The 19,295-nt window shown below is 67.1% G+C and carries 10 protein-coding genes and 3 rRNA genes; 12 read left to right on the top strand and 1 reads right to left on the bottom strand.

Going from position 1 to position 19,295, the window contains the following annotated elements:
• The first annotated feature begins 36 nt into the window (after positions 1–36).
• The 10 genes from tyrS to aspS all read left to right on the top strand — a co-directional run bounded on the left by tyrS (position 37) and on the right by aspS (position 15,711).
• Positions 37–1,365 (top strand): tyrosine--tRNA ligase, encoded by a 1,329-nt coding sequence (tyrS, locus tag ACEY2A_RS04425; protein WP_374929662.1) that lies wholly within the window; start codon positions 37–39, stop codon positions 1,363–1,365.
• 501 nt (positions 1,366–1,866) lie between these two features.
• Positions 1,867–3,390 (top strand): 16S ribosomal RNA (locus ACEY2A_RS04420).
• Positions 3,391–3,780: 390 nt separating this feature from the next.
• Positions 3,781–6,865, top strand: a 23S ribosomal RNA gene (locus ACEY2A_RS04415).
• Between the two features lie 129 nt (positions 6,866–6,994).
• Positions 6,995–7,111 (top strand): 5S ribosomal RNA (gene rrf, locus ACEY2A_RS04410).
• Together the 16S, 23S and 5S rRNA genes form the textbook arrangement of a ribosomal RNA operon.
• Before the next feature lie 340 nt (positions 7,112–7,451).
• Entirely contained in the window at positions 7,452–8,324 is an 873-nt protein-coding gene (locus ACEY2A_RS04405; protein WP_374929661.1) for a TlyA family RNA methyltransferase, read from the top strand.
• A complete protein-coding gene (locus ACEY2A_RS04400) occupies positions 8,308–9,255 on the top strand; it encodes an NAD kinase (protein ID WP_374929660.1) in 948 nt (315 codons plus the stop codon). Before ACEY2A_RS04405 ends, ACEY2A_RS04400 begins: the two co-directional genes overlap by 17 nt.
• A complete protein-coding gene (locus tag ACEY2A_RS04395; RefSeq protein WP_374929659.1) occupies positions 9,252–11,144 on the top strand; it encodes a DNA repair protein RecN in 1,893 nt (630 codons plus the stop codon). Before ACEY2A_RS04400 ends, ACEY2A_RS04395 begins: the two co-directional genes overlap by 4 nt.
• A 103-nt stretch (positions 11,145–11,247) precedes the next feature.
• Entirely contained in the window at positions 11,248–12,936 is a 1,689-nt protein-coding gene (locus tag ACEY2A_RS04390) for a CTP synthase (RefSeq protein WP_374929658.1), read from the top strand.
• Entirely contained in the window at positions 12,933–13,625 is a 693-nt protein-coding gene (locus ACEY2A_RS04385; RefSeq protein ID WP_374929657.1) for an NUDIX domain-containing protein, read from the top strand. Before ACEY2A_RS04390 ends, ACEY2A_RS04385 begins: the two co-directional genes overlap by 4 nt.
• 256 nt (positions 13,626–13,881) lie before the next feature.
• Entirely contained in the window at positions 13,882–15,711 is a 1,830-nt protein-coding gene (gene aspS, locus ACEY2A_RS04380) for an aspartate--tRNA ligase (RefSeq protein WP_374929656.1), read from the top strand.
• 38 nt (positions 15,712–15,749) lie between these two features.
• Here aspS and ACEY2A_RS04375 read toward each other — a convergent pair whose 3' ends face one another.
• Positions 15,750–16,562: a GNAT family N-acetyltransferase gene (locus tag ACEY2A_RS04375; protein ID WP_374929655.1), complete on the bottom strand. Its 813-nt coding sequence runs from the start codon at positions 16,560–16,562 to the stop codon at positions 15,750–15,752.
• A gap of 37 nt (positions 16,563–16,599) precedes the next feature.
• Between ACEY2A_RS04375 and ACEY2A_RS04370 the strand changes: the two genes are divergently transcribed.
• Together ACEY2A_RS04370 and ACEY2A_RS04365 are read left to right on the top strand one after the other, a co-directional pair.
• Positions 16,600–18,024 (top strand): replication-associated recombination protein A, encoded by a 1,425-nt coding sequence (locus ACEY2A_RS04370; protein WP_374929654.1) that lies wholly within the window; start codon positions 16,600–16,602, stop codon positions 18,022–18,024.
• Between the two features lie 173 nt (positions 18,025–18,197).
• A complete protein-coding gene (locus ACEY2A_RS04365; RefSeq protein WP_374929653.1) occupies positions 18,198–19,277 on the top strand; it encodes an ABC transporter permease in 1,080 nt (359 codons plus the stop codon).
• Positions 19,278–19,295: the final 18 nt, after the last annotated feature.

Genomic DNA, 19,295 nt, shown 5'->3' with positions numbered 1-19,295 from the left:
GCGGGGCCGTCCGGGCGCTGTGGCACAGTGGGCGCCGTGAACGCCCAGACCGAGCCCGCCCCCCAGCAGACCAGCACCTCCGGCACCGCAGACGATGCTGCGCTCACGGGGGTGCTCCAGGAGCTGCAGTGGAGGGGTGTGATCGCCCAGTCGACCGACCTCCAGGAGCTGGATCGCATGCTGGCCGCGGGGCCGGTGCGCTTCTACATCGGTTTCGACCCCACGGCACCCTCGCTGCACGTGGGAAGCCTCGTCCAGCTGGTCACGATGCGGCGTCTCCAGGAGGCTGGGCACGTGCCGGTGGTTCTGGTCGGTGGCTCGACGGGTCTGATCGGCGACCCGCGTCCCACCTCCGAGAGGAATCTGCACGACCGGGAGACCGTGGCCGGGTGGGTGGACAGCATCGCCGCGCAGGTGCGCCCCTTCGTGCACTTCGAGGGGGAGAACGCCGCCACGGTGGTGAACAACCTCGACTGGTTCGGGCAGCTCGGCGCGCTGGACTTCCTGCGCGACGTCGGCAAGCACTTCCGCGTGAACCAGATGCTCAAGAAGGACGCCGTGAGCGCGCGGCTGGAGTCCAGCCAGGGCATCAGTTACACGGAGTTCAGCTACCAGATTCTCCAGGGCTACGACTTCTGGCACCTGTTCACCACCGAGGGCGTGCGCCTGCAGCTCGGTGGACAGGACCAGTGGGGCAACCTCATGGCCGGTGTGGACTACGTGCACCGGGTGGAGGGCGAGTCGGTGCACGCACTGACCACACCCCTGGTCACGGAGGCGTCCGGCCGCAAGTTCGGCAAGTCCGAGGGGAACGCCATCTGGCTCGACGGCACGATGACCTCCCCGTGGACCTTCCACCAGTTCTGGCTGAATGCCGAGGACGAGAAGGTGGGCGAGTACCTCCGGCTGTTCACCCTGCTCGACCGCGAGCGGATCGAGGAGCTCGAGCAGCAGGTGGCCGAGGCCCCCTTCAAGCGGGCGGCCCAGCGCGCACTGGCGCGGGAGATGACCACCTTGGTGCACGGCACCCAGACCACCGATGGTGTGGAGGCTGCGGCCGAGGCCCTGTTCGGCAAGGGCGACCTGCAGCAGGTGGACCCGAAGGTGCTGCTGGACGCGACCGCCGAGCTGGCCGGGGGCGAGGTGGCTGCCGGTACCTCGTGGATCGACGTCGTCGTGGCGGTCGGTTTCGCTGACTCGCGCAAGGCGGCCAAGCGGCTGCTCGGCGAGGGAGGCATCTCCGTCAACGGCCAGCGGATCAGTGACCCCGAGGGCGGGATCGCTGAGGACGACTTCATCGGGGGAGAGGTGGCCGTGGTGAAGCGCGGACGCAAGACCCTGGCGGCAGCACGTCGTAGCGGCTGACCTTCCACGACGCCGAGCCCGCACCCGCCGGATTCCCCGGCATGGTGCGGGTTTTGCGTTGATCCCAGAGTGTGTGTATTGTTCCTCCTCGTTGCCCGGACGGGTGGCCCGCGAGAGAGTCTGGTTCGGCCAGATGGTGTCGGGTGTGAATGTCTGGTCTGGGTGGCTCCACTGGTTGCTTCGTGTGTGTGGTGGGTCGTGCCTGGTTGGTTGATCGGGTTTGCGGCTGGCTGCTGGATGGTGTAACGTAGTGGATCGCCCCTGAACGAGATCGCACGGTGGCTCACGGTTGTGAGTGTGTGGTGGGTGTTGGGGAGTGTTTGGTCCTTGAGAACTCAACAGTGTGTCATGAATCGATGCCAAATTATTTTGTTGTATCCCTTTCGCATCCATGACTGTTCGCCTCTTTGATGGGGTGTGTGGTTGTGGGTGTGTTTGGTTGATTTCTTTGGCGAGAAGATGACTCCAGCGAGTCATTCTGCTCTGCCAGTATCAATATTTTCTACGGAGAGTTTGATCCTGGCTCAGGACGAACGCTGGCGGCGTGCTTAACACATGCAAGTCGAACGGTGAAGCGAGTGCTTGCACTCGTGGATCAGTGGCGAACGGGTGAGTAACACGTGAGTAACCTGCCCTCCACTCTGGGATAAGCGCTGGAAACGGCGTCTAATACTGGATACGACCAACCTTCGCATGGGGTGTTGGTGGAAAGATTTATCGGTGGTGGATGGACTCGCGTCCTATCAGCTTGTTGGTGGGGTAATGGCCTACCAAGGCGACGACGGGTAGCCGGCCTGAGAGGGCGACCGGCCACACTGGGACTGAGACACGGCCCAGACTCCTACGGGAGGCAGCAGTGGGGAATATTGCACAATGGGCGAAAGCCTGATGCAGCGACGCCGCGTGAGGGATGACGGCCTTCGGGTTGTAAACCTCTTTCAGCAGGGAAGAAGCTTTTGTGACGGTACCTGCAGAAGAAGCACCGGCTAACTACGTGCCAGCAGCCGCGGTAATACGTAGGGTGCGAGCGTTGTCCGGAATTATTGGGCGTAAAGAGCTTGTAGGCGGTTTGTCGCGTCTGCTGTGAAAATCTAGGGCTTAACCCTGGACGTGCAGTGGGTACGGGCAGACTAGAGTATGGTAGGGGAGACTGGAATTCCTGGTGTAGCGGTGGAATGCGCAGATATCAGGAGGAACACCGATGGCGAAGGCAGGTCTCTGGGCCATTACTGACGCTGAGAAGCGAAAGCATGGGGAGCGAACAGGATTAGATACCCTGGTAGTCCATGCCGTAAACGTTGGGCGCTAGGCGTGGGTCTCATTCCACGAGATCCGTGTCGCAGCTAACGCATTAAGCGCCCCGCCTGGGGAGTACGGCCGCAAGGCTAAAACTCAAAGGAATTGACGGGGGCCCGCACAAGCGGCGGAGCATGCTGATTAATTCGATGCAACGCGAAGAACCTTACCAAGGCTTGACATGCACCGGATCGCCTCAGAGATGGGGTTTCCCTTTGGGCTGGTGCACAGGTGGTGCATGGTTGTCGTCAGCTCGTGTCGTGAGATGTTGGGTTAAGTCCCGCAACGAGCGCAACCCTCGTTCTATGTTGCCAGCACGTAATGGTGGGGACTCATAGGAGACTGCCGGGGTCAACTCGGAGGAAGGTGGGGATGACGTCAAATCATCATGCCCCTTATGTCTTGGGCTTCAAGCATGCTACAATGGCCGGTACAGAGGGTTGCGAAACCGTGAGGTGGAGCGAATCCCAAAAAACCGGTCTCAGTTCGGATTGGGGTCTGCAACTCGACCCCATGAAGTCGGAGTCGCTAGTAATCGCAGATCAGCAACGCTGCGGTGAATACGTTCCCGGGCCTTGTACACACCGCCCGTCAAGTCACGAAAGTCGGTAACACCCGAAGCCGGTGGCCTAACCCTTGTGGGAGGAGCCGTCTAAGGTGGGACCGGTGATTGGGACTAAGTCGTAACAAGGTAGCCGTACCGGAAGGTGCGGCTGGATCACCTCCTTTCTAAGGAGCTTCAACGCTCGCATGGCTGCCGGATGGTGGTTGTGTGGGTGTCATGCCTGCCAGGCTTTGTGTCTGGTGGGGCCCTTTTCGTGTCCGAATGTGGCACGGGGGGTGCTTCTGGGTGGAACATCGATTGATCATGACCATCGTGTGTGCTGCTGTGTGAGTACGGCGCCCTGTGTGGGTGTTGGGAAAGCGTGGTGGTGTGTGTGGTGGTTGTTGACACACTGTTGGGTCCCCAGGGACCAAGCATGGTCTGCGCTCTGTTGTGGGTGTGGGTTGTGGTTGGTTGTTGGGTTCCTCTGATTCTGCTGGCGTGCACGCATGTGTGTGTTGGTGGGGTTGCGGGGTTGTTTTTTGAGAACTTCACAGTGGACGCGAGCATCTTTGTGTCAAGTTTTTAAGGGCACATGGTGGATGCCTTGGCATCAGAAACCGATGAAGGACGTGAGAATCTGCGATAAGCCTCGGGTAGTCGATAACTAGACGTTGATCCGAGGATTTCCGAATGGGGCAACCCGGCTGGAGGCAAGTCCAGTCACCGCTACCTGAATATATAGGGTAGAGGGAGGGAACGTGGGGAAGTGAAACATCTCAGTACCCACAGGAAGAGAAAACAACAGTGATTCCGTGAGTAGTGGCGAGCGAAAGCGGATGAGGCTAAACCGTGCACGTGTGATACCTGGTAGGGGTTGCGTGTGCGGGGTTGTGGGATGGACATTTCCAGGGTCTACCAGCTCTGGGGACAGTAAGAAATGTTGGTGGTAGTCGAACGGTCTTGAAGGGCCGGGCAGAGAGGGTGCGACCCCCGTAGACGAAACTGCTGGCACTGTCTGTGTCTTTTCCCGAGTAGCACGGGGCCCGTGAAATCTCGTGTGAATCTGCCGGGACCACCCGGTAAGCCTAAATATTCTCTGATGACCGATAGCGGACAAGTACCGTGAGGGAAAGGTGAAAAGTACCCCGGGAGGGGAGTGAAATAGTTCCTGAAACCATGTGCCTACAATCCGTTGGAGCCCGTGAGGGTGACAGCGTGCCTTTTGAAGAATGAGCCTGCGAGTTAGTGCTCAGTGGCAAGGTTAACCCGTGTGGGGAAGCCGTAGCGAAAGCGAGTCCGAACAGGGCGTTTGAGTCGCTGGGTCTAGACCCGAAGCGGAGTGATCTACCCATGGCCAGGTTGAAGCGCCGGTAAGACGGCGTGGAGGACCGAACCCACTTAGGTTGAAAACTGAGGGGATGAGCTGTGGGTAGGGGTGAAAGGCCAATCAAACTCCGTGATAGCTGGTTCTCCCCGAAATGCATTTAGGTGCAGCGTCACGTGTTTCTTGCCAGAGGTAGAGCTACTGGATAGCTGATGGGCCCCACCGGGTTACTGACGTTAGCCAAACTCCGAATGCTGGTAAGTGAAGCGTGGCAGTGAGACTGCGGGGGATAAGCTTCGTAGTCGAGAGGGAAACAGCCCAGATCACCAACTAAGGTCCCTAAGCGTGTGCTAAGTGGGAAAGGATGTGGAGTTGCTGTGACAACCAGGAGGTTGGCTTAGAAGCAGCCACCCTTTAAAGAGTGCGTAACAGCTCACTGGTCAAGTGATTCCGCGCCGACAATGTAGCGGGGCTCAAGCACACCACCGAAGTTGTGGCAATGCCCGTATGGGTGTTGGGTAGGGGAGCGTCGTGCAGCGAGTGAAGCGGCGGAGTGATCCAGTCGTGGATGCTGCACGAGTGAGAATGCAGGCATGAGTAGCGAAAGACGGGTGAGAAACCCGTCCGCCGAATAACCAAGGGTTCCAGGGTCAAGCTAATCTGCCCTGGGTAAGTCGGGACCTAAGGCGAGGCCGACAGGCGTAGTCGATGGACATCCGGTTGATACTCCGGAACCGGCGAAGAACCGCCCCTGGCGAGGCTGTGGATGCTAACCGTGTGATCACTGCTGATCGGCACTTTGTGTCGTGATGATGGTGTGAGCCCGGGACCCGAAACAGTAGTAGCCAAGCGATGGAGAGACGCAAGAAGGTAGCTGCAGCGTGGCGATGGTAGTCCACGTCCAAGGGTGTAGGGCGACGTCTAGGCAAATCCGGACGTCATGTGCCTGAGACCTGATAGTGACCGCGTATGCGGGAAGTCAGTGATCCTATGTTGCCGAGAAAATCTTCTAGCGAGGTTCTAGCCGCCCGTACCCCAAACCGACTCAGGTGGTTAGGTAGAGAATACCAAGGCGATCGAGTGAATCGTGGTTAAGGAATTCGGCAAAATACCCCCGTAACTTCGGGAGAAGGGGGGCCTGATCCGTGAAACCACATGCTGGTGGCAGCGGTGATGGCCGCAGAGACCAGGGAGAAGCGACTGTTTACTAAAAACACAGGTCCGTGCGAAGTCGCAAGACGATGTATACGGACTGACGCCTGCCCGGTGCTGGAAGGTTAAGGGGACGAGTCAACCCGTAAGGGTGCAGCTCTGAACTTAAGCCCCAGTAAACGGCGGTGGTAACTATAACCATCCTAAGGTAGCGAAATTCCTTGTCGGGTAAGTTCCGACCTGCACGAATGGCGTAACGACTTCTCCACTGTCTCAACCACGAACTCGGCGAAATTGCACTACGAGTAAAGATGCTCGTTACGCGCAGCAGGACGGAAAGACCCCGGGACCTTTACTACAGCTTGGTATTGGTATTCGGTGCGGCTTGTGTAGGATAGGTGGGAGACTGTGAAGCACACGCGCCAGCGTGTGTGGAGTCATCGTTGAAATACCACTCTGGTCGCTCTGGATATCTAACTTCGGTCCGTGATCCGGATCAGGGACAGTGCCTGGTGGGTAGTTTAACTGGGGCGGTTGCCTCCCAAAGGGTAACGGAGGCGCTCAAAGGTTCCCTCAGCCTGGTTGGTAATCAGGTGTTGAGTGCAAGTGCACAAGGGAGCTTGACTGTGAGACGGACATGTCGAGCAGGGACGAAAGTCGGAACTAGTGACCCGACGGTGGATTGTGGAATCGCCGTCGCTCAACGGATAAAAGGTACCCCGGGGATAACAGGCTGATCCTGCCCAAGAGCTCATATCGACGGCATGGTTTGGCACCTCGATGTCGGCTCGTCGCATCCTGGGGCTGGAGTAGGTCCCAAGGGTTGGGCTGTTCGCCCATTAAAGCGGTACGCGAGCTGGGTTTAGAACGTCGTGAGACAGTTCGGTCCCTATCCGCTGCGCGCGCAGGAAACTTGAGAAGAGCTGTCCCTAGTACGAGAGGACCGGGATGGACGAACCTCTGGTGTGTCAGTTGTTCCGCCAGGAGCACCGCTGATTAGCTACGTTCGGAAGTGATAACCGCTGAAAGCATCTAAGCGGGAAGCACGCTTCAAGATGAGGTTTCCATACCCCCTCGTGGGGTGGGAGGCTCCCAGCTAGACTACTGGGTTGATAGGCCGGATGTGGAAGCACAGTAATGTGTGGAGCTGACCGGTACTAATAAGCCGACAACTTGCTACAAAGATGCTACGCGTCCACTGTGCAGTTCCCGGAAAACACACCCCGGAACTGTGAACTGAATACTGGTCTTCGTGACACATTCACGGAGCACTGTTCAGACGTCACACGTGTGTGTGAGTACGACAGTGTTTCGGTGGTCATAGCGAAGGGGAAACGCCCGGTCACATTCCGAACCCGGAAGCTAAGCCCTTCAGCGCCGATGGTACTGCACTGGGAACGGTGTGGGAGAGTAGGACACCGCCGAACTCAACGTCCCGAAACACCCCCGCTTGTTGTGGGTGGGTGGTTTCGAAGGATAGGGTCCGGTACCCCCGATGGGGTGCCGGGCCCTTTCGCATACCCGGACCCATCGTCACCAGGACGCCCGCGCAGCAGCACCCCACGTAGACTCAGTGCCATGGAGTCCAGTGGTGCGGAGCAGCCCGTTCTGCCCGGTACGCGGAACGTGGACCTGGGGGATCTGCAGCGCAGGGTGGAGGGGTTGTCGGCTGAGGTGAGTGCCCTGGAAGGGGCGCTGGACGAAGCGGCTGGGCACACCGCATCGGGGAGTCCTGCACCACGCCCGCCGTCCCACTGAGCCTGGGTCATGAGACTCGACAAGGCAGTGGTGGAGCGTGGCCTCGCGCGATCCCGGACCCGGGCGCAGCAGCTCATCGACGCGGGTCAGGTGCTCGTGGACGGGGAGGTCTCCCGCAAGGGATCGCATGCCGTGGACCCGGCCAGCGTGACGCTGGCGCCGGAGGCAGGTGGCGTGTCCGATGAGGTGAGCCGTGCACAGCGCAAGCTCGAGCGGGCACTCGAGCTGTGGCCCGGGGTGACCCACGGCGTGGAGGAGGCCGTGGACGTTGGCGCCTCCACCGGGGGATTCACACAGGTACTGCTGCGCGCGGGGGTCTCGTGTGTGTGGGCCGTGGACGTGGGGCACGACCAGCTGGTGGACTCCCTGCGTCGCGATGAGCGTGTCGTGGTCCGTGAGGGGGTGAATGCGCGGGACACCAATGCCCTGGAGGCCGCAGGGCTCACGGAGGGTGGCGTGGGGCTGGTGGTCTGCGACGTCAGCTTCATCTCGCTGCGGCACATCCTCCCCTCGATCCGTTGGCTGCTGGGTGCAGGGGGCCATGCGGTGGTGCTGTGCAAGCCGCAGTTCGAGGTGGGCCCGCAGGGCTCGCAGCGTGGAGTGGTGCGTTCGCCGCAGACCCGTCGGCAGGCGGTCGTGGAGGTGTTGTCGGCGGCGGGTGCGGCGGGGCTGGTCCCGCGGTCGCTGGCCGTGAGCGGTACCCCCGGGACGCACGGCAACGTGGAGTTCCTGCTGCACCTGGAGTTGCCTGCGGCGGACGGCGGAGGGGCGCCGCTCGCGGGAGATGGGCGAGAGGTTGTCGGTGCTGCATGGCACAGTGAACTGCCCGATGTCAGCAACAGCTTCTGGGACGGTGAGGAGTCCGATGCCTACGACCTCTGAGGGCGATGCCGCGACGGCCGCCCGGCAGGTCATCGTGTGTGCCCATCCCGGGCGCCCCGAGGCCATGTCCGTGGCCGGTGAGGTCGCGGGGCTGCTCTGCGACCGGGGCGTGGGCGTGGTGGCCCCCCGGGACCAGGTGGATGCGCTCCTGCAGCACGGGGGCGCCCGCGTGGAGGCCCTGGGCCCGGACGACTGCCCCGAGCTCGTGGTGGTGCTGGGCGGGGATGGCACCATCCTGCGGGGTGCTGACCTGGCCCGCGAGTACTCCGTGCCGCTGCTGGGCGTGAACCTGGGACACGTGGGCTTCCTGGCCGAGGCCGAGCGCGAGGACATCGGCCGCACGGTGGACCACATCGTGGACCGTCAGTACTCGGTGGAGCACCGGATGGCCCTGGACGTCCACGTGTTCCTGGAGGGGGAGCTCATCGCCTCCGGCTGGGCGCTCAACGAGGCCACCGTGGAGAAGGGCTCGCGCGAGCGGATGGTGGAGCTCGCCCTGGAGGTCGACGGCCGCCCGCTGGCCAGCTGGGGGTGCGACGGCATCATCCTGGCCACGCCCACGGGCAGCACGGCCTACGCGTTCAGCACCGGTGGTCCGGTGGTCTGGCCGGACGTGGAAGCCATCCTCACCGTGCCCATCAGCGCCCACGCGCTCTTCGCCCGCCCGCTGGTGGTGGGGCCCACCACCAAACTGGCCGTGGAGCTCATTCCGGAGTCCCCGGGGCCGGGCGTGCTGTGGTGCGACGGCCGTGCGGTGGCCGACCTCCCCTTCGGGGCCCGGGTCGAGGTGGCCCGGAGTGACGAGCCGATCCGCCTGGCGCGGCTCACGAGCTCTCCCTTCACCGACCGCCTCGTGAGGAAGTTCGGGTTGAGCGTCGAGGGCTGGCGGGGCGCCGCGCGGGCACAGCAGGCCGAGGAGGGCAGGGCATGAGCAACGCCGCCACGGACCCCTGGCTGTCCACGGTGGAGATCTCCAACCTGGGTGTCATCCACGACGCCACGGTGGAGCTCTCCCGCGGGCTGACCGTCATCACCGGTGAGACCGGTGCGGGCAAGACGATGATGGTGCAGAGCCTCTCGTTGCTCCTGGGGCGGCGCGCGGAGTCGGGATGGGTGCGGCACGGGGCCGACTCGGCCGTGGTGACCGGCGTGTACGAGCTGCCGGACGGCCCGGCGGACCACCCCGCGCTGCAGGCCGTGGAGGACGCCGGGGGACTGGTGGAGGACGAGCTCATCGTCACCCGCAGGGTGAGTGCCGCCGGACGGTCCGCCGCCGCAGCCGGCGGCACCCGCATGCCGGTGCGGACCCTGGCCGGCATCAGCGAGCTGCTGGTGGCCATCCACGGCCAGGCCGACCAGTGGCGCCTGCTCTCCCCGGACGCCCACCGGGAGGTCCTCGACGCGTTCGGGGGTGAGCCTGTGGCTGAGCGTCTGCAGACCTACCGCCAGGCGCGAGCCCAGGTGGTGGACCTCGACCGCAGGGTGAGGGAGTTCGACGCCGAGCGGACGATCCGCGCCCAGCGGGCCGCGTGGCTGCGCAAGGGGCTGGACCTGCTCGCCTCGGTGGACCCGTCGCCGGGGGAGGAGGACGAGCTGCGGGAGCGGGTCGCGCGCCTCGATCACGCGGCGGACCTCGTGGAGGCGGGCCGGGTGGCGGCAGGCGCCCTCTCCGGTGATGCCACCAGTGCGATGCCGGAGCCCGGCGCCACCGAGCTGATCGCGCAGGCGCGGGGTGCCCTGGAGCGCGTGTCCCACGTGGACGCCGAGACCGGAGAGCTGCACCGGCGTCTGCAGGAGCTGGGGGTGCTGGCCCACGACCTGGCGGCCGACGTCTCATCCTGGGTCGGTGGACTGGACCTGGACCCCGGGGAGCTGCAGGCCCTCCACGAGCGGCGGGCCGCCCTGCGCTCCCTGGCGCAGGAGTTCGGGCGCCCGGAGCTACTGCCGGAGGCGGGGGAACCCGGTGCGGGGGAGCCCGGCGACGCCGGGGCGCGCGCGGGAGCAAATGGGCCCAGCGGGGTCGCCTCAGGGGGTGACCGTCAACCTCAGGATGAGGCCTCGGGCGGGGTGGGCCCTGCGTCGGACGAGGCCGTGCCCTCGGCGGACCGCGCCTTGGCCTGGGGCGCCCTGGCCGCCGAGGAGCTGGACGGGCTGGGCACGAGCGACGAGGACCGGGAGGCCCTGGTCGCCGAGCTCGAGCAGGCCAAGCAGGCCGCCCGGTCGGCCGCTGACGCACTGACGGCTGCCCGCCGGGCGGCCGCCGAGGAGCTGGGGGAGCGCGTGACGCAGGAGGTGCAGGCGCTGGCCATGCCCAAGGCCGTGGTCTCCGTGGCCGTGGAGGAGACCAAGCCCGGGGCGCACGGCGCCGACGCCGTGGAGATCCGGATGGCCCCCAACCCGGGTGCGCCGCCCCGTACCGTCGCGAAGGCCGCCTCGGGTGGTGAGCTCAGCCGCCTCATGCTCGCCCTGGAGGTCGTGGTCGGCGACGCCGAGGGCGGCGTGCCGACCATGGTCTTCGACGAGGTCGACGCCGGTGTGGGAGGCGAGGCCGCCCACGCCATCGGGGCGCGGCTGGCGCGGATCGCGCAGGAGCGCCAGGTCATCGTCGTCACCCACCTCCCACAGGTGGCCGCGTACGCCGACCGCCACCTCGTGATCGCCAAGAGCGACGACGGATCGGTCACCACGTCGGGCGTGACGGCCGTGGAGGACGAGGCCCGGCTCGCCGAGCTCGCCCGCATGCTCGGTGGCGTCTCCGACAGCCGCAGTGCCCGGGAGCACGCCGCCGAGCTCGTGGAGGCCGCCCGGTCGCGCCGCTGAGTGCTGGGGCGCGGCCGGGGATCGGTGTCGGTCCTGCCACGGAGTGATGGGGTGGTGGGGCCGGTGACGCCCCGCCGGAGCCCAGTGGGTATGCTGGCAGCCCGTGGTGGCCACTACTCGACACATCTTCGTGACCGGCGGCGTCGTCTCTTCGCTTGGCAAGGGACTGACCGCATCCTCCCTCGGACTCCTCCTGCGTTCGCGTGGCCTGAAGGTCACCATGCAGAAGCTGGACCCCTACATCAACGTGGACCCCGGAACGATGAACCCGTTCCAGCACGGCGAGGTCTTCGTCACCGAGGACGGGGGTGAGACCGACCTCGACATCGGGCACTACGAGCGCTTCCTGGACGACAACCTGACCGCCGGCGCCAACGTGACGACCGGGCAGGTGTACCACTCGGTGATCGCCAAGGAGCGCCGCGGCGAGTACCTGGGCGACACCGTCCAGGTGATCCCCCACATCACCAACGAGATCGTCGCCCGCATGCGTGCGGCCGCCGACATCGAGGACGTCACGGCCCGTCCGGACGTGATCATCACCGAGATCGGCGGCACGGTGGGTGACATCGAGTCCCTGCCCTTCCTCGAGGCCGCCCGTCAGGTGCGCCACCAGCTGGGGCGCGACAACGTCTTCTTCCTGCACGTCTCGCTGGTGCCCTTCATCGGCCCCTCCGGCGAGCTCAAGACCAAGCCCACGCAGCACTCCGTGGCCCGCCTGCGCGAGTACGGCATCCAGCCCGATGCGGTGGTCGTGCGCGCCGACCGCCAGCTGCCGGAGTCGATCAAGAACAAGATCTCGATGGCGTGCGACGTGGACCGGGAGGCCGTGGCCACCTGCCCCGACGCGCCGAGCATCTACGACATCCCCAAGGTGCTGCACTCCGAGGGCCTGGACGCCGTGGTGGTCCGCCGTCTGGGGCTGCCCTTCAAGGACGTCGACTGGACGGCCTGGGACGACCTGCTCACCCGCGTGCACCAGCCGAAGCACCAAGTGGAGGTGGCCATCGTCGGCAAGTACGTCGACCTGCCGGATGCCTACCTGTCCATCTCGGAGGCGCTGCGTGCCGGTGGCTTCCACCACCACGCCAAGGTCTCGTTGCGGTGGGTGGCCAGTGACCTCTGCCAGACGCCCGAGGGTGCGACCGAGGCGCTCTCCGGGGTGGACGCCGTCCTCGTGCCCGGCGGGTTCGGCATCCGCGGCATCGAGGGCAAGCTCGGCGCGCTCACCTGGGCGCGTGAGGAGAAGGTGCCCACGCTGGGCATCTGCCTGGGCATGCAGTGCATGGTCATCCAGCACGCCCGCACCATCGACGGCCTGGAGGGTGCCTCCAGCTCCGAGTTCGAGGCCGAGTGCGAGCACCCGGTGATCGCCACCATGGCCGAGCAGCTCGATGTGGTGGACGGCAAGGGCGACCTGGGCGGCACCATGCGCCTGGGCGCCTACGACGCGGCCCTGGCCGAGGGCTCCGTGGTGGCCGACACCTACGGCTCGGCCACCGTGAGCGAGCGCCACCGTCACCGCTACGAGGTGAACAACGGCTACCGCGAGCAGCTGGAGCAGGCCGGGATGGTGATGTCCGGCACCTCGCCCGACGGCCAGCTGGTGGAGTTCGTGGAGCTCCCGCGCGAGAGGCACCCCTACTACGTGGGCACGCAGGCGCACCCCGAGCTGAAGTCGCGTCCGCATCGTGCGCACCCGCTGTTCGCGGGCCTCATCGGCGCTGCGCTGGAGCAGCGGGGCCAGGGTGCCCAGGGCGAAAGCGAGCAGAACGGCGGGGACCGGGCGTGAGCCGGCTGGGCCTCGGCGCGGAGCGGGTGGACCCCTCGTCCACCCCGGTGGCCGACGAGCCCACCGACCACGGCGCCGGCGAGGTGCAGGTGCTCCGCGAGGGCGCCCGCTACCCGCTGGTGGGTGCTGACGTGCAGCTCGAGGACGGGGTCGCCTGGCGGGAGTGGACCCAGCACCCGGGTGCCGTGGCCGTCGTCGCGACGCGTCCGGCATCGGGCACGTCGGGTGACGCCGCGGACGTCGAGGTCTTCTGCGTGCGCCAGTACCGCCACCCCGTGCGCGCCACGGCCTGGGAGGTGCCCGCCGGGCTGCTGGACCAGGACGGTGAGCCGATGGTGGACGCCGCCGCCCGCGAGCTGGCCGAGGAGGCTGCCCTGGTGGCGGACACCTGGTCGGTCCTGGCGGACTACCACACGACGCCGGGCGGGTCCGCCGAGGCGATCCGCGTCTTCTGGGCGTCGGACGTCCGAGACGTGGACAGCGACGACTTCGCCCGCGAGGGGGAGGAGGCACAGATGACCGGCCACTGGGTGCGCCTGTCCGATCTCCTCGATGCGGTGCACGCCGGCGCCGTGCACAACCCGAGCACCGTCATCGGGGCCCTCGCCCTGGACCGGGTGCTCCACCGCGGCGGGCAGGTGCGGGACGCCGATGCGGAGTTCGTGCTGGGGCCGGTGCACCACCGATGAGTCGGAGGTCGCGAGCACCCCTGCGGGGCTGGCAGAATCACCCCATCGGCAGGGCGGCGTGACGACCCGCGGAACCTGCCGTTCGCGCGTCCGGCGTATCGACGAGAGGCCGGGCGTCCTGCCCGGCGAAGGTGTGGTGGCACCGCGACCTGGCCCCCGCCCACACCTCCCGGGCTGCCGTTCCCCGTCCGGGCGGTGGTCCCTCCACAGCGAGGCGTCGTCCGTCCACGGGAAACCTGACCCGAAAGGACGAACCATGCTCCGTACCCACGAAGCCGGCACCCTCCGTGCCGAGTACGCCGGCCAGACCGTGACCCTCACCGGCTGGGTGGCCCGCCGCCGCGACCACGGCGGCGTTGCCTTCCTCGACCTGCGTGACGCCTCCGGTGTGGCCCAGGTGGTGGCCCGCGACGAGGTCCTTGAGTCCGGCGGCGCCCACGACCTTCGCAACGAGTACGTCGTGAAGATCGTCGGCGAGGTGCGCGTGCGCCCCGAGGGCAACGTCAACGCCGAGCTCCCCACCGGTGAGATCGAGGTGGTGGCCGCCGAGCTCGAGGTGCTCAACACCGCAGCCCCGCTGCCCTTCCAGATCGACGAGCGCGTGGAGGTGGGTGAGGAGGCCCGCCTGAAGCACCGCTACCTGGACCTGCGCCGCCCCGGCAAGGGATCGGCCGGTGAGGCCCTGCGGCTGCGCAGCCGGGCCAACGCCGCCGCCCGCCGCGTGCTGGAGGAGCACGCGTTCGTGGAGGTGGAGACCCCCACCCTCACCCGCTCGACCCCCGAGGGCGCCCGCGACTTCCTGGTGCCCGCCCGTCTGGCGCCCGGCAACTGGTACGCCTTGCCGCAGAGCCCGCAGCTGTTCAAGCAGCTGCTGATGGTGGCCGGCCTGGAGCGCTACTACCAGATCGCCCGCTGCTACCGCGACGAGGACTTCCGTGCCGACCGGCAGCCGGAGTTCACGCAGCTCGACATCGAGATGAGCTTCGTGACCCAGGAGGACGTCATCGCCCTGGGTGAGGAGATCGCCCGCGCGCTGTGGGCCCTCATCGGCGTGGACCTGCCCACCCCCTTCCCGCACATCACGTACACCGAGGCCATGGAGAAGTACGGCTCGGACAAGCCGGACCTGCGCTTCGACCTGGAGCTCACCGACTGCACCGAGTTCTTTGCCGACACCCCCTTCCGCGTCTTCCAGGCCCCCTACGTGGGCGCCGTGGTGATGCCGGGTGGGGCCAGCCAGCCGCGCAAGCAGCTGGATGCCTGGCAGGAGTGGGCCAAGCAGCGCGGCGCCAAGGGTCTGGCCTACGTGCTGGTGGGTGAGGACGGTGAGCTGTCCGGCCCCGTGAGCAAGAACATCTCCGAGGAGGAGAAGGCCGGCATCGTGGCGCACACCGGTGCGCAGCCTGGTGACTGCATCTTCTTCGCCGCCGGCCCGGCCAAGGAGGCCCGTGGCCTGCTCGGCGCCGCCCGCCTCGAGGTGGGCAGGCGCTGCGGCCTCATCGACGAGAACGCCTGGTCGTTCCTGTGGGTCGTGGACGCCCCGTTGTTCGAGCCGGCCGCCGACGCCGTCGCCTCCGGTGACGTCGCCGTGGGCGAGGGTGCGTGGACGGCGGTGCACCACGCGTTCACCTCGCCCAAGGACGAGTGGATCGACTCCTTCGACGAGAACCCCGGTGAGGCCCTGGCCTACGCCTACGACATGGTCTGCAACGGCAACGAGATCGGCGGCGGCTCCATCCGTGTGCACCGCCGTGACGTGCAGGAGCGCATCTTCAAGGTCATGGGCCTGGGCGAACAGGAGGCGCAGGAGAAGTTCGGCTTCCTGCTCGAGGCCTTCTCCTACGGTGCCCCGCCCCACGGCGGCATCGCCTTCGGGTGGGACCGCATCGTCGCGCTGCTCTCGGGCTCGGACTCCATCCGCAACGTCATCGCGTTCCCCAAGTCCGGTGGCGGCTACGACGCCCTGACCGACGCCCCCGCCCCCATCTCCGCGCAGCAGCGCGAGGAGGCCGGCGTGGACTTCGAGCCGGACCAGGACGCCCCGGCCGAGCAGGGCGCGGCCGAGGTCAACCCGGTCACCAGCTGACCAACCACCGCCCGGGCCGCGTGCGCCCGGGGGTCGCCTCAGCCGGCGGTGGGGTCCTCCCACCGCCGGCTGTCCCATGCGTAGGCCGTGGTGTAGCCGATGGAGTGGTAGAGCCGCCGCGCGGCGTCGTTGTCGCTGTACATGCCCAGCGTGCACACGCCGGTGCGGCCCACCTCGGCCAGCGTCAGCGCCTCGGTGACCAGCCGCCCCAGGCCCTGGCCGCGCAGGTCACCCCGGGTGACGATGCCCGCCAGGTGCGGCACCTCATCGGTGAACGGCTGGCTGGCGCCCACGGCGACGAGCTCCCCCTCGGTGGGGCGCCCCTCGGCCGCGCCGGCACGCACACCGCGCCAGAGGGTGGAGTAGCCGCTGCCCGGCTCTCCCTCGGCGGTGGGGCTCCACTTCTCGGAGAACGCGGCGATCTCTGCGGCGTCACGCGAGTCGTCGAGGGTGATCACCGCGTCCAGCCCCAGCCGCTCGGAGGTGGTCACTCGCGGGGAGGAGACCACCGGCTCGGTGACCCACATCCAGTCCCACTTCCCCCCGGGCTCGATGCGGTGGGCGTCCAGCAGGTGCCCGTGCTCGGCCGGCACGCTGATCCCCGAGGCGCCCCACCGGCCGATCAGTCCGCTGGCCAGGACGTGCTCCACCAGCTCGGTCATCCCCGGGCCGTGGCCCACCAGGAAGGCCGATCGGCGCACCTGCCCGAGGCGGTGGCGCACCCGAAGGGTGGCCGCGGCCCCCTCGTGCACCAGCACGGGGGCGGGCAGAGTGGGGGGCACTCCCCATCGGACGTAGGGGTCGTCGCCCAGGGTCTGCAGCAGCTCGTGGTGGGTGTGGATCTCGCGCACCGCCGCAGTCTGCCACCCGGCCACCTACGCTGAGCACATGAGTGAGACCCCCGACCTGTTCAGCAGCGCAGAGCCCGGTCGGCAGGGCGGTCCGGACCACCCGGGCGGGGGAGAGCCGGTGGGCGCCGGTGACGCCGGCTGGATGCCCGACGAGCCGCTGGCAGCCCGCATGCGGCCGCGCTCGCTCGATGAGGTGGTGGGCCAGCGCGAGGTGCTCGCCGCGGGCAGCCCGCTGCGCCGCCTCATCGAGGGCCGGCGGGGAGTGGCGGGGGCCTCCTCGGCGATCCTCTGGGGGCCGCCCGGGACCGGCAAGACCACGCTGGCCCGCCTGGTGGCCGATGCGGCCGACCGCACCTTCGTGCAGCTCTCCGCCGTGACCGCCGGCGTGAAGGACGTGCGAGCGGTGATGGACGCCGCCCGCCGCGAGAAGTCCATGTACGGCCGGCAGACCGTGCTCTTCCTGGACGAGATCCACCGCTTCACCAAGGCCCAGCAGGACGCGCTGCTGCCCGGGGTGGAGGACCGCACGGTGATCCTGGTGGCGGCCACCACGGAGAACCCCAGCTTCACCGTGGTGACACCGCTGCTGAGCCGCTCGGTGCTGGTGCGCCTCACGGGGCTGGACCGGCAGGACGTGCGGGAGCTGCTGGACCGGGCCGTGGTGGACGAGCGGGGCCTGGACGGGCGCTTCCGGCTGGAGGACGAGGCAGCGGACGGCATCGTGCAGCTGGCCGGAGGAGACGGGCGGCGCGCGCTGACCACCCTGGAGGCCGCGGCAGGGGCGGCCGAGTCCGAGGTGGCACCAGGCAGCGAGGGGCAGGGCGGCCCGGTGCTGGTGACCGCGGCCCACGTGGAGCAGGCCCTGGACCAGGCGGTGGTGGGCTACGACCGGGACGGCGACCAGCACTACGACGTCACCAGCGCGTTCATCAAGTCGATGCGGGGCTCGGACGTGGACGCAGCCCTGCACTACCTGGCCCGACAGATCGAGGCGGGGGAGGACCCACGCTTCATCGCCCGGCGCGTGGTCATCGCGGCCAGCGAGGACGTGGGAATGGCCGACCCGTCGGCGCTGCAGACGGCGGTGGCGGCCCTGCACGCCGTGGCGCAGATCGGCATGCCGGAGGCCCGCATCGTTCTGGCGCAGGCCGTGGTGCACGTGGCGCTGGCGCCGCCCTCGAACGCGGTGTACACGGGGATCGATGCGGCGCTGGCGGACGTGCGGGCGGGACGCGGGGGAGCGGTGCCGGCCCACCTGCGCGACGGGCACTACGCCGGGGCGTCGCAGCTGGGACACGGGGTGGGCTACACGTACGCGCACGGCGCCCAGGACGGGGTGGCAGCGCAGCAGTACCTGCCCGACGACCTGGTGGAGGCCCGCTACTACGAGCCGACCGGGCGCGGCTTCGAGGGCACTCTGGCCCAGCGCTGGGCGACGATCCGCGGTCTGCTGCGCGGTTGACCGCGGGGGCGGTGGAGGGGCTTGGTCAACGAGCCGTCACGGCTGTGTAACGAATTGGTTGCATCGGGGCGGTTGGTGTGGCGCATGCCACGACGGGTACCCATGATGAGCGTGCTCCGCCAGAGAGCAAACCGCTCCGGCAGAGAGCAACACCACCACCGAGGAGACCACCAGTGACGAGCCACGCCGGCCTGGATCCCGCCCGGGACGCAGACATCCTGATCGAGCAGGGTGAGCACAACCGAGAGGGCGCTGCTGACGCGCACCCGTTCCGCGACGGGAAGGGCGGCGGGGGATCCACCAGCCAGAGCATGAAGGACCTCGCCAGCAAGTCGCCGGTCCAGATCGCCATCCGGCGCCTGGCCTACGACAAGGTCGCGATGATGTCGCTGGGCGTCGTCCTGCTCTTCATCCTGCTGGGCATGTTCGCCGGCACCATCAACTCCGCGCGGGGTGTGGACCCCACCTTCCAGGACACGACCTTCATCTCGCCCGGTGGGTACCCCACCTTCACCGCAAGTGCCGAGCACCCCTTCGGCATCGAGACCGGTACGGGTCGTGACCTGCTGGCCCGGTGGCTCGTCGGCATCCGCCCCTCGCTCATCATCGCGTTCACGGCGGCGGCGGCGGTCACGATCATCGGTACGGCCATGGGCCTGCTGGCCGGCTATCTGGGCGGCATCGTGGACAACATCGTGTCCTTCATCATCGACGTGGTGCAGTCGCTGCCCTTCCTGCTCTTCGCCATTGCCCTGGTCCCCATTGCGGTGAACCGTCTGGCCGGCTCGGATGGTGGCTTCGTCACGGATGATCAGGTGGCCGACATCCGCTTCGGGGTGCTCATCGTGGTGCTCATCCTCTTCAGCTGGACCGGTCTGGCTCGTCTCGTGCGCGGTGAGGTCATCTCCATCCGCGAGCGGGAGTACGTCCAGGCGGCGCGAGCGCTCGGTGTGCCCACCAGCCAGATCCTCTCCAAGGAGATCCTGCCCAACCTGCTCAGCCCCATCATCGTCTCGCTGACGACGGCCATCCCCGCGTTCATCTCGGCCGAGGCCGGGCTGTCGCTGCTGGGTGTCGGTCTACGGGAGCCGTCGGTCTCCTGGGGACTGACCATCCAAGGGGCCCAGAACTCGTTCATGCAGCACCCCATCTACATGTGGATGCCCGTGATCGGCCTGTCCCTGCTCGTGCTCGCGCTCAGCCTGTTCGGTGACGCGGTGAACGACGCCTTCAACCCCCACACCCGTCGCTGACCCCGGTCACGACCCCAC

It is taken from the genome of Kytococcus sedentarius, assembly GCF_041937525.1.
Taxonomy (GTDB): Bacteria; Actinomycetota; Actinomycetes; order Actinomycetales; family Dermatophilaceae; genus Kytococcus; species Kytococcus sedentarius_A.
Note: the sequence above shows the minus strand (reverse complement) of the source record. Positions and strands in the feature narration are given on the sequence as shown.

What these genes read in the sequence shown, in the direction of transcription:
- ACEY2A_RS04405 (WP_374929661.1), top strand. Translation starts at nt 7,452, where the DNA reads ATGAGACTCGACAAGGCAGTGGTGGAGCGTGGCCTCGCGCGATCCCGG.
- ACEY2A_RS04400 (WP_374929660.1), top strand. Translation starts at nt 8,308, where the DNA reads ATGCCTACGACCTCTGAGGGCGATGCCGCGACGGCCGCCCGGCAGGTC.
- ACEY2A_RS04395 (WP_374929659.1), top strand. Translation starts at nt 9,252, where the DNA reads ATGAGCAACGCCGCCACGGACCCCTGGCTGTCCACGGTGGAGATCTCC.
- aspS (WP_374929656.1), top strand. Translation starts at nt 13,882, where the DNA reads ATGCTCCGTACCCACGAAGCCGGCACCCTCCGTGCCGAGTACGCCGGC.
- ACEY2A_RS04370 (WP_374929654.1), top strand. Translation starts at nt 16,600, where the DNA reads ATGAGTGAGACCCCCGACCTGTTCAGCAGCGCAGAGCCCGGTCGGCAG.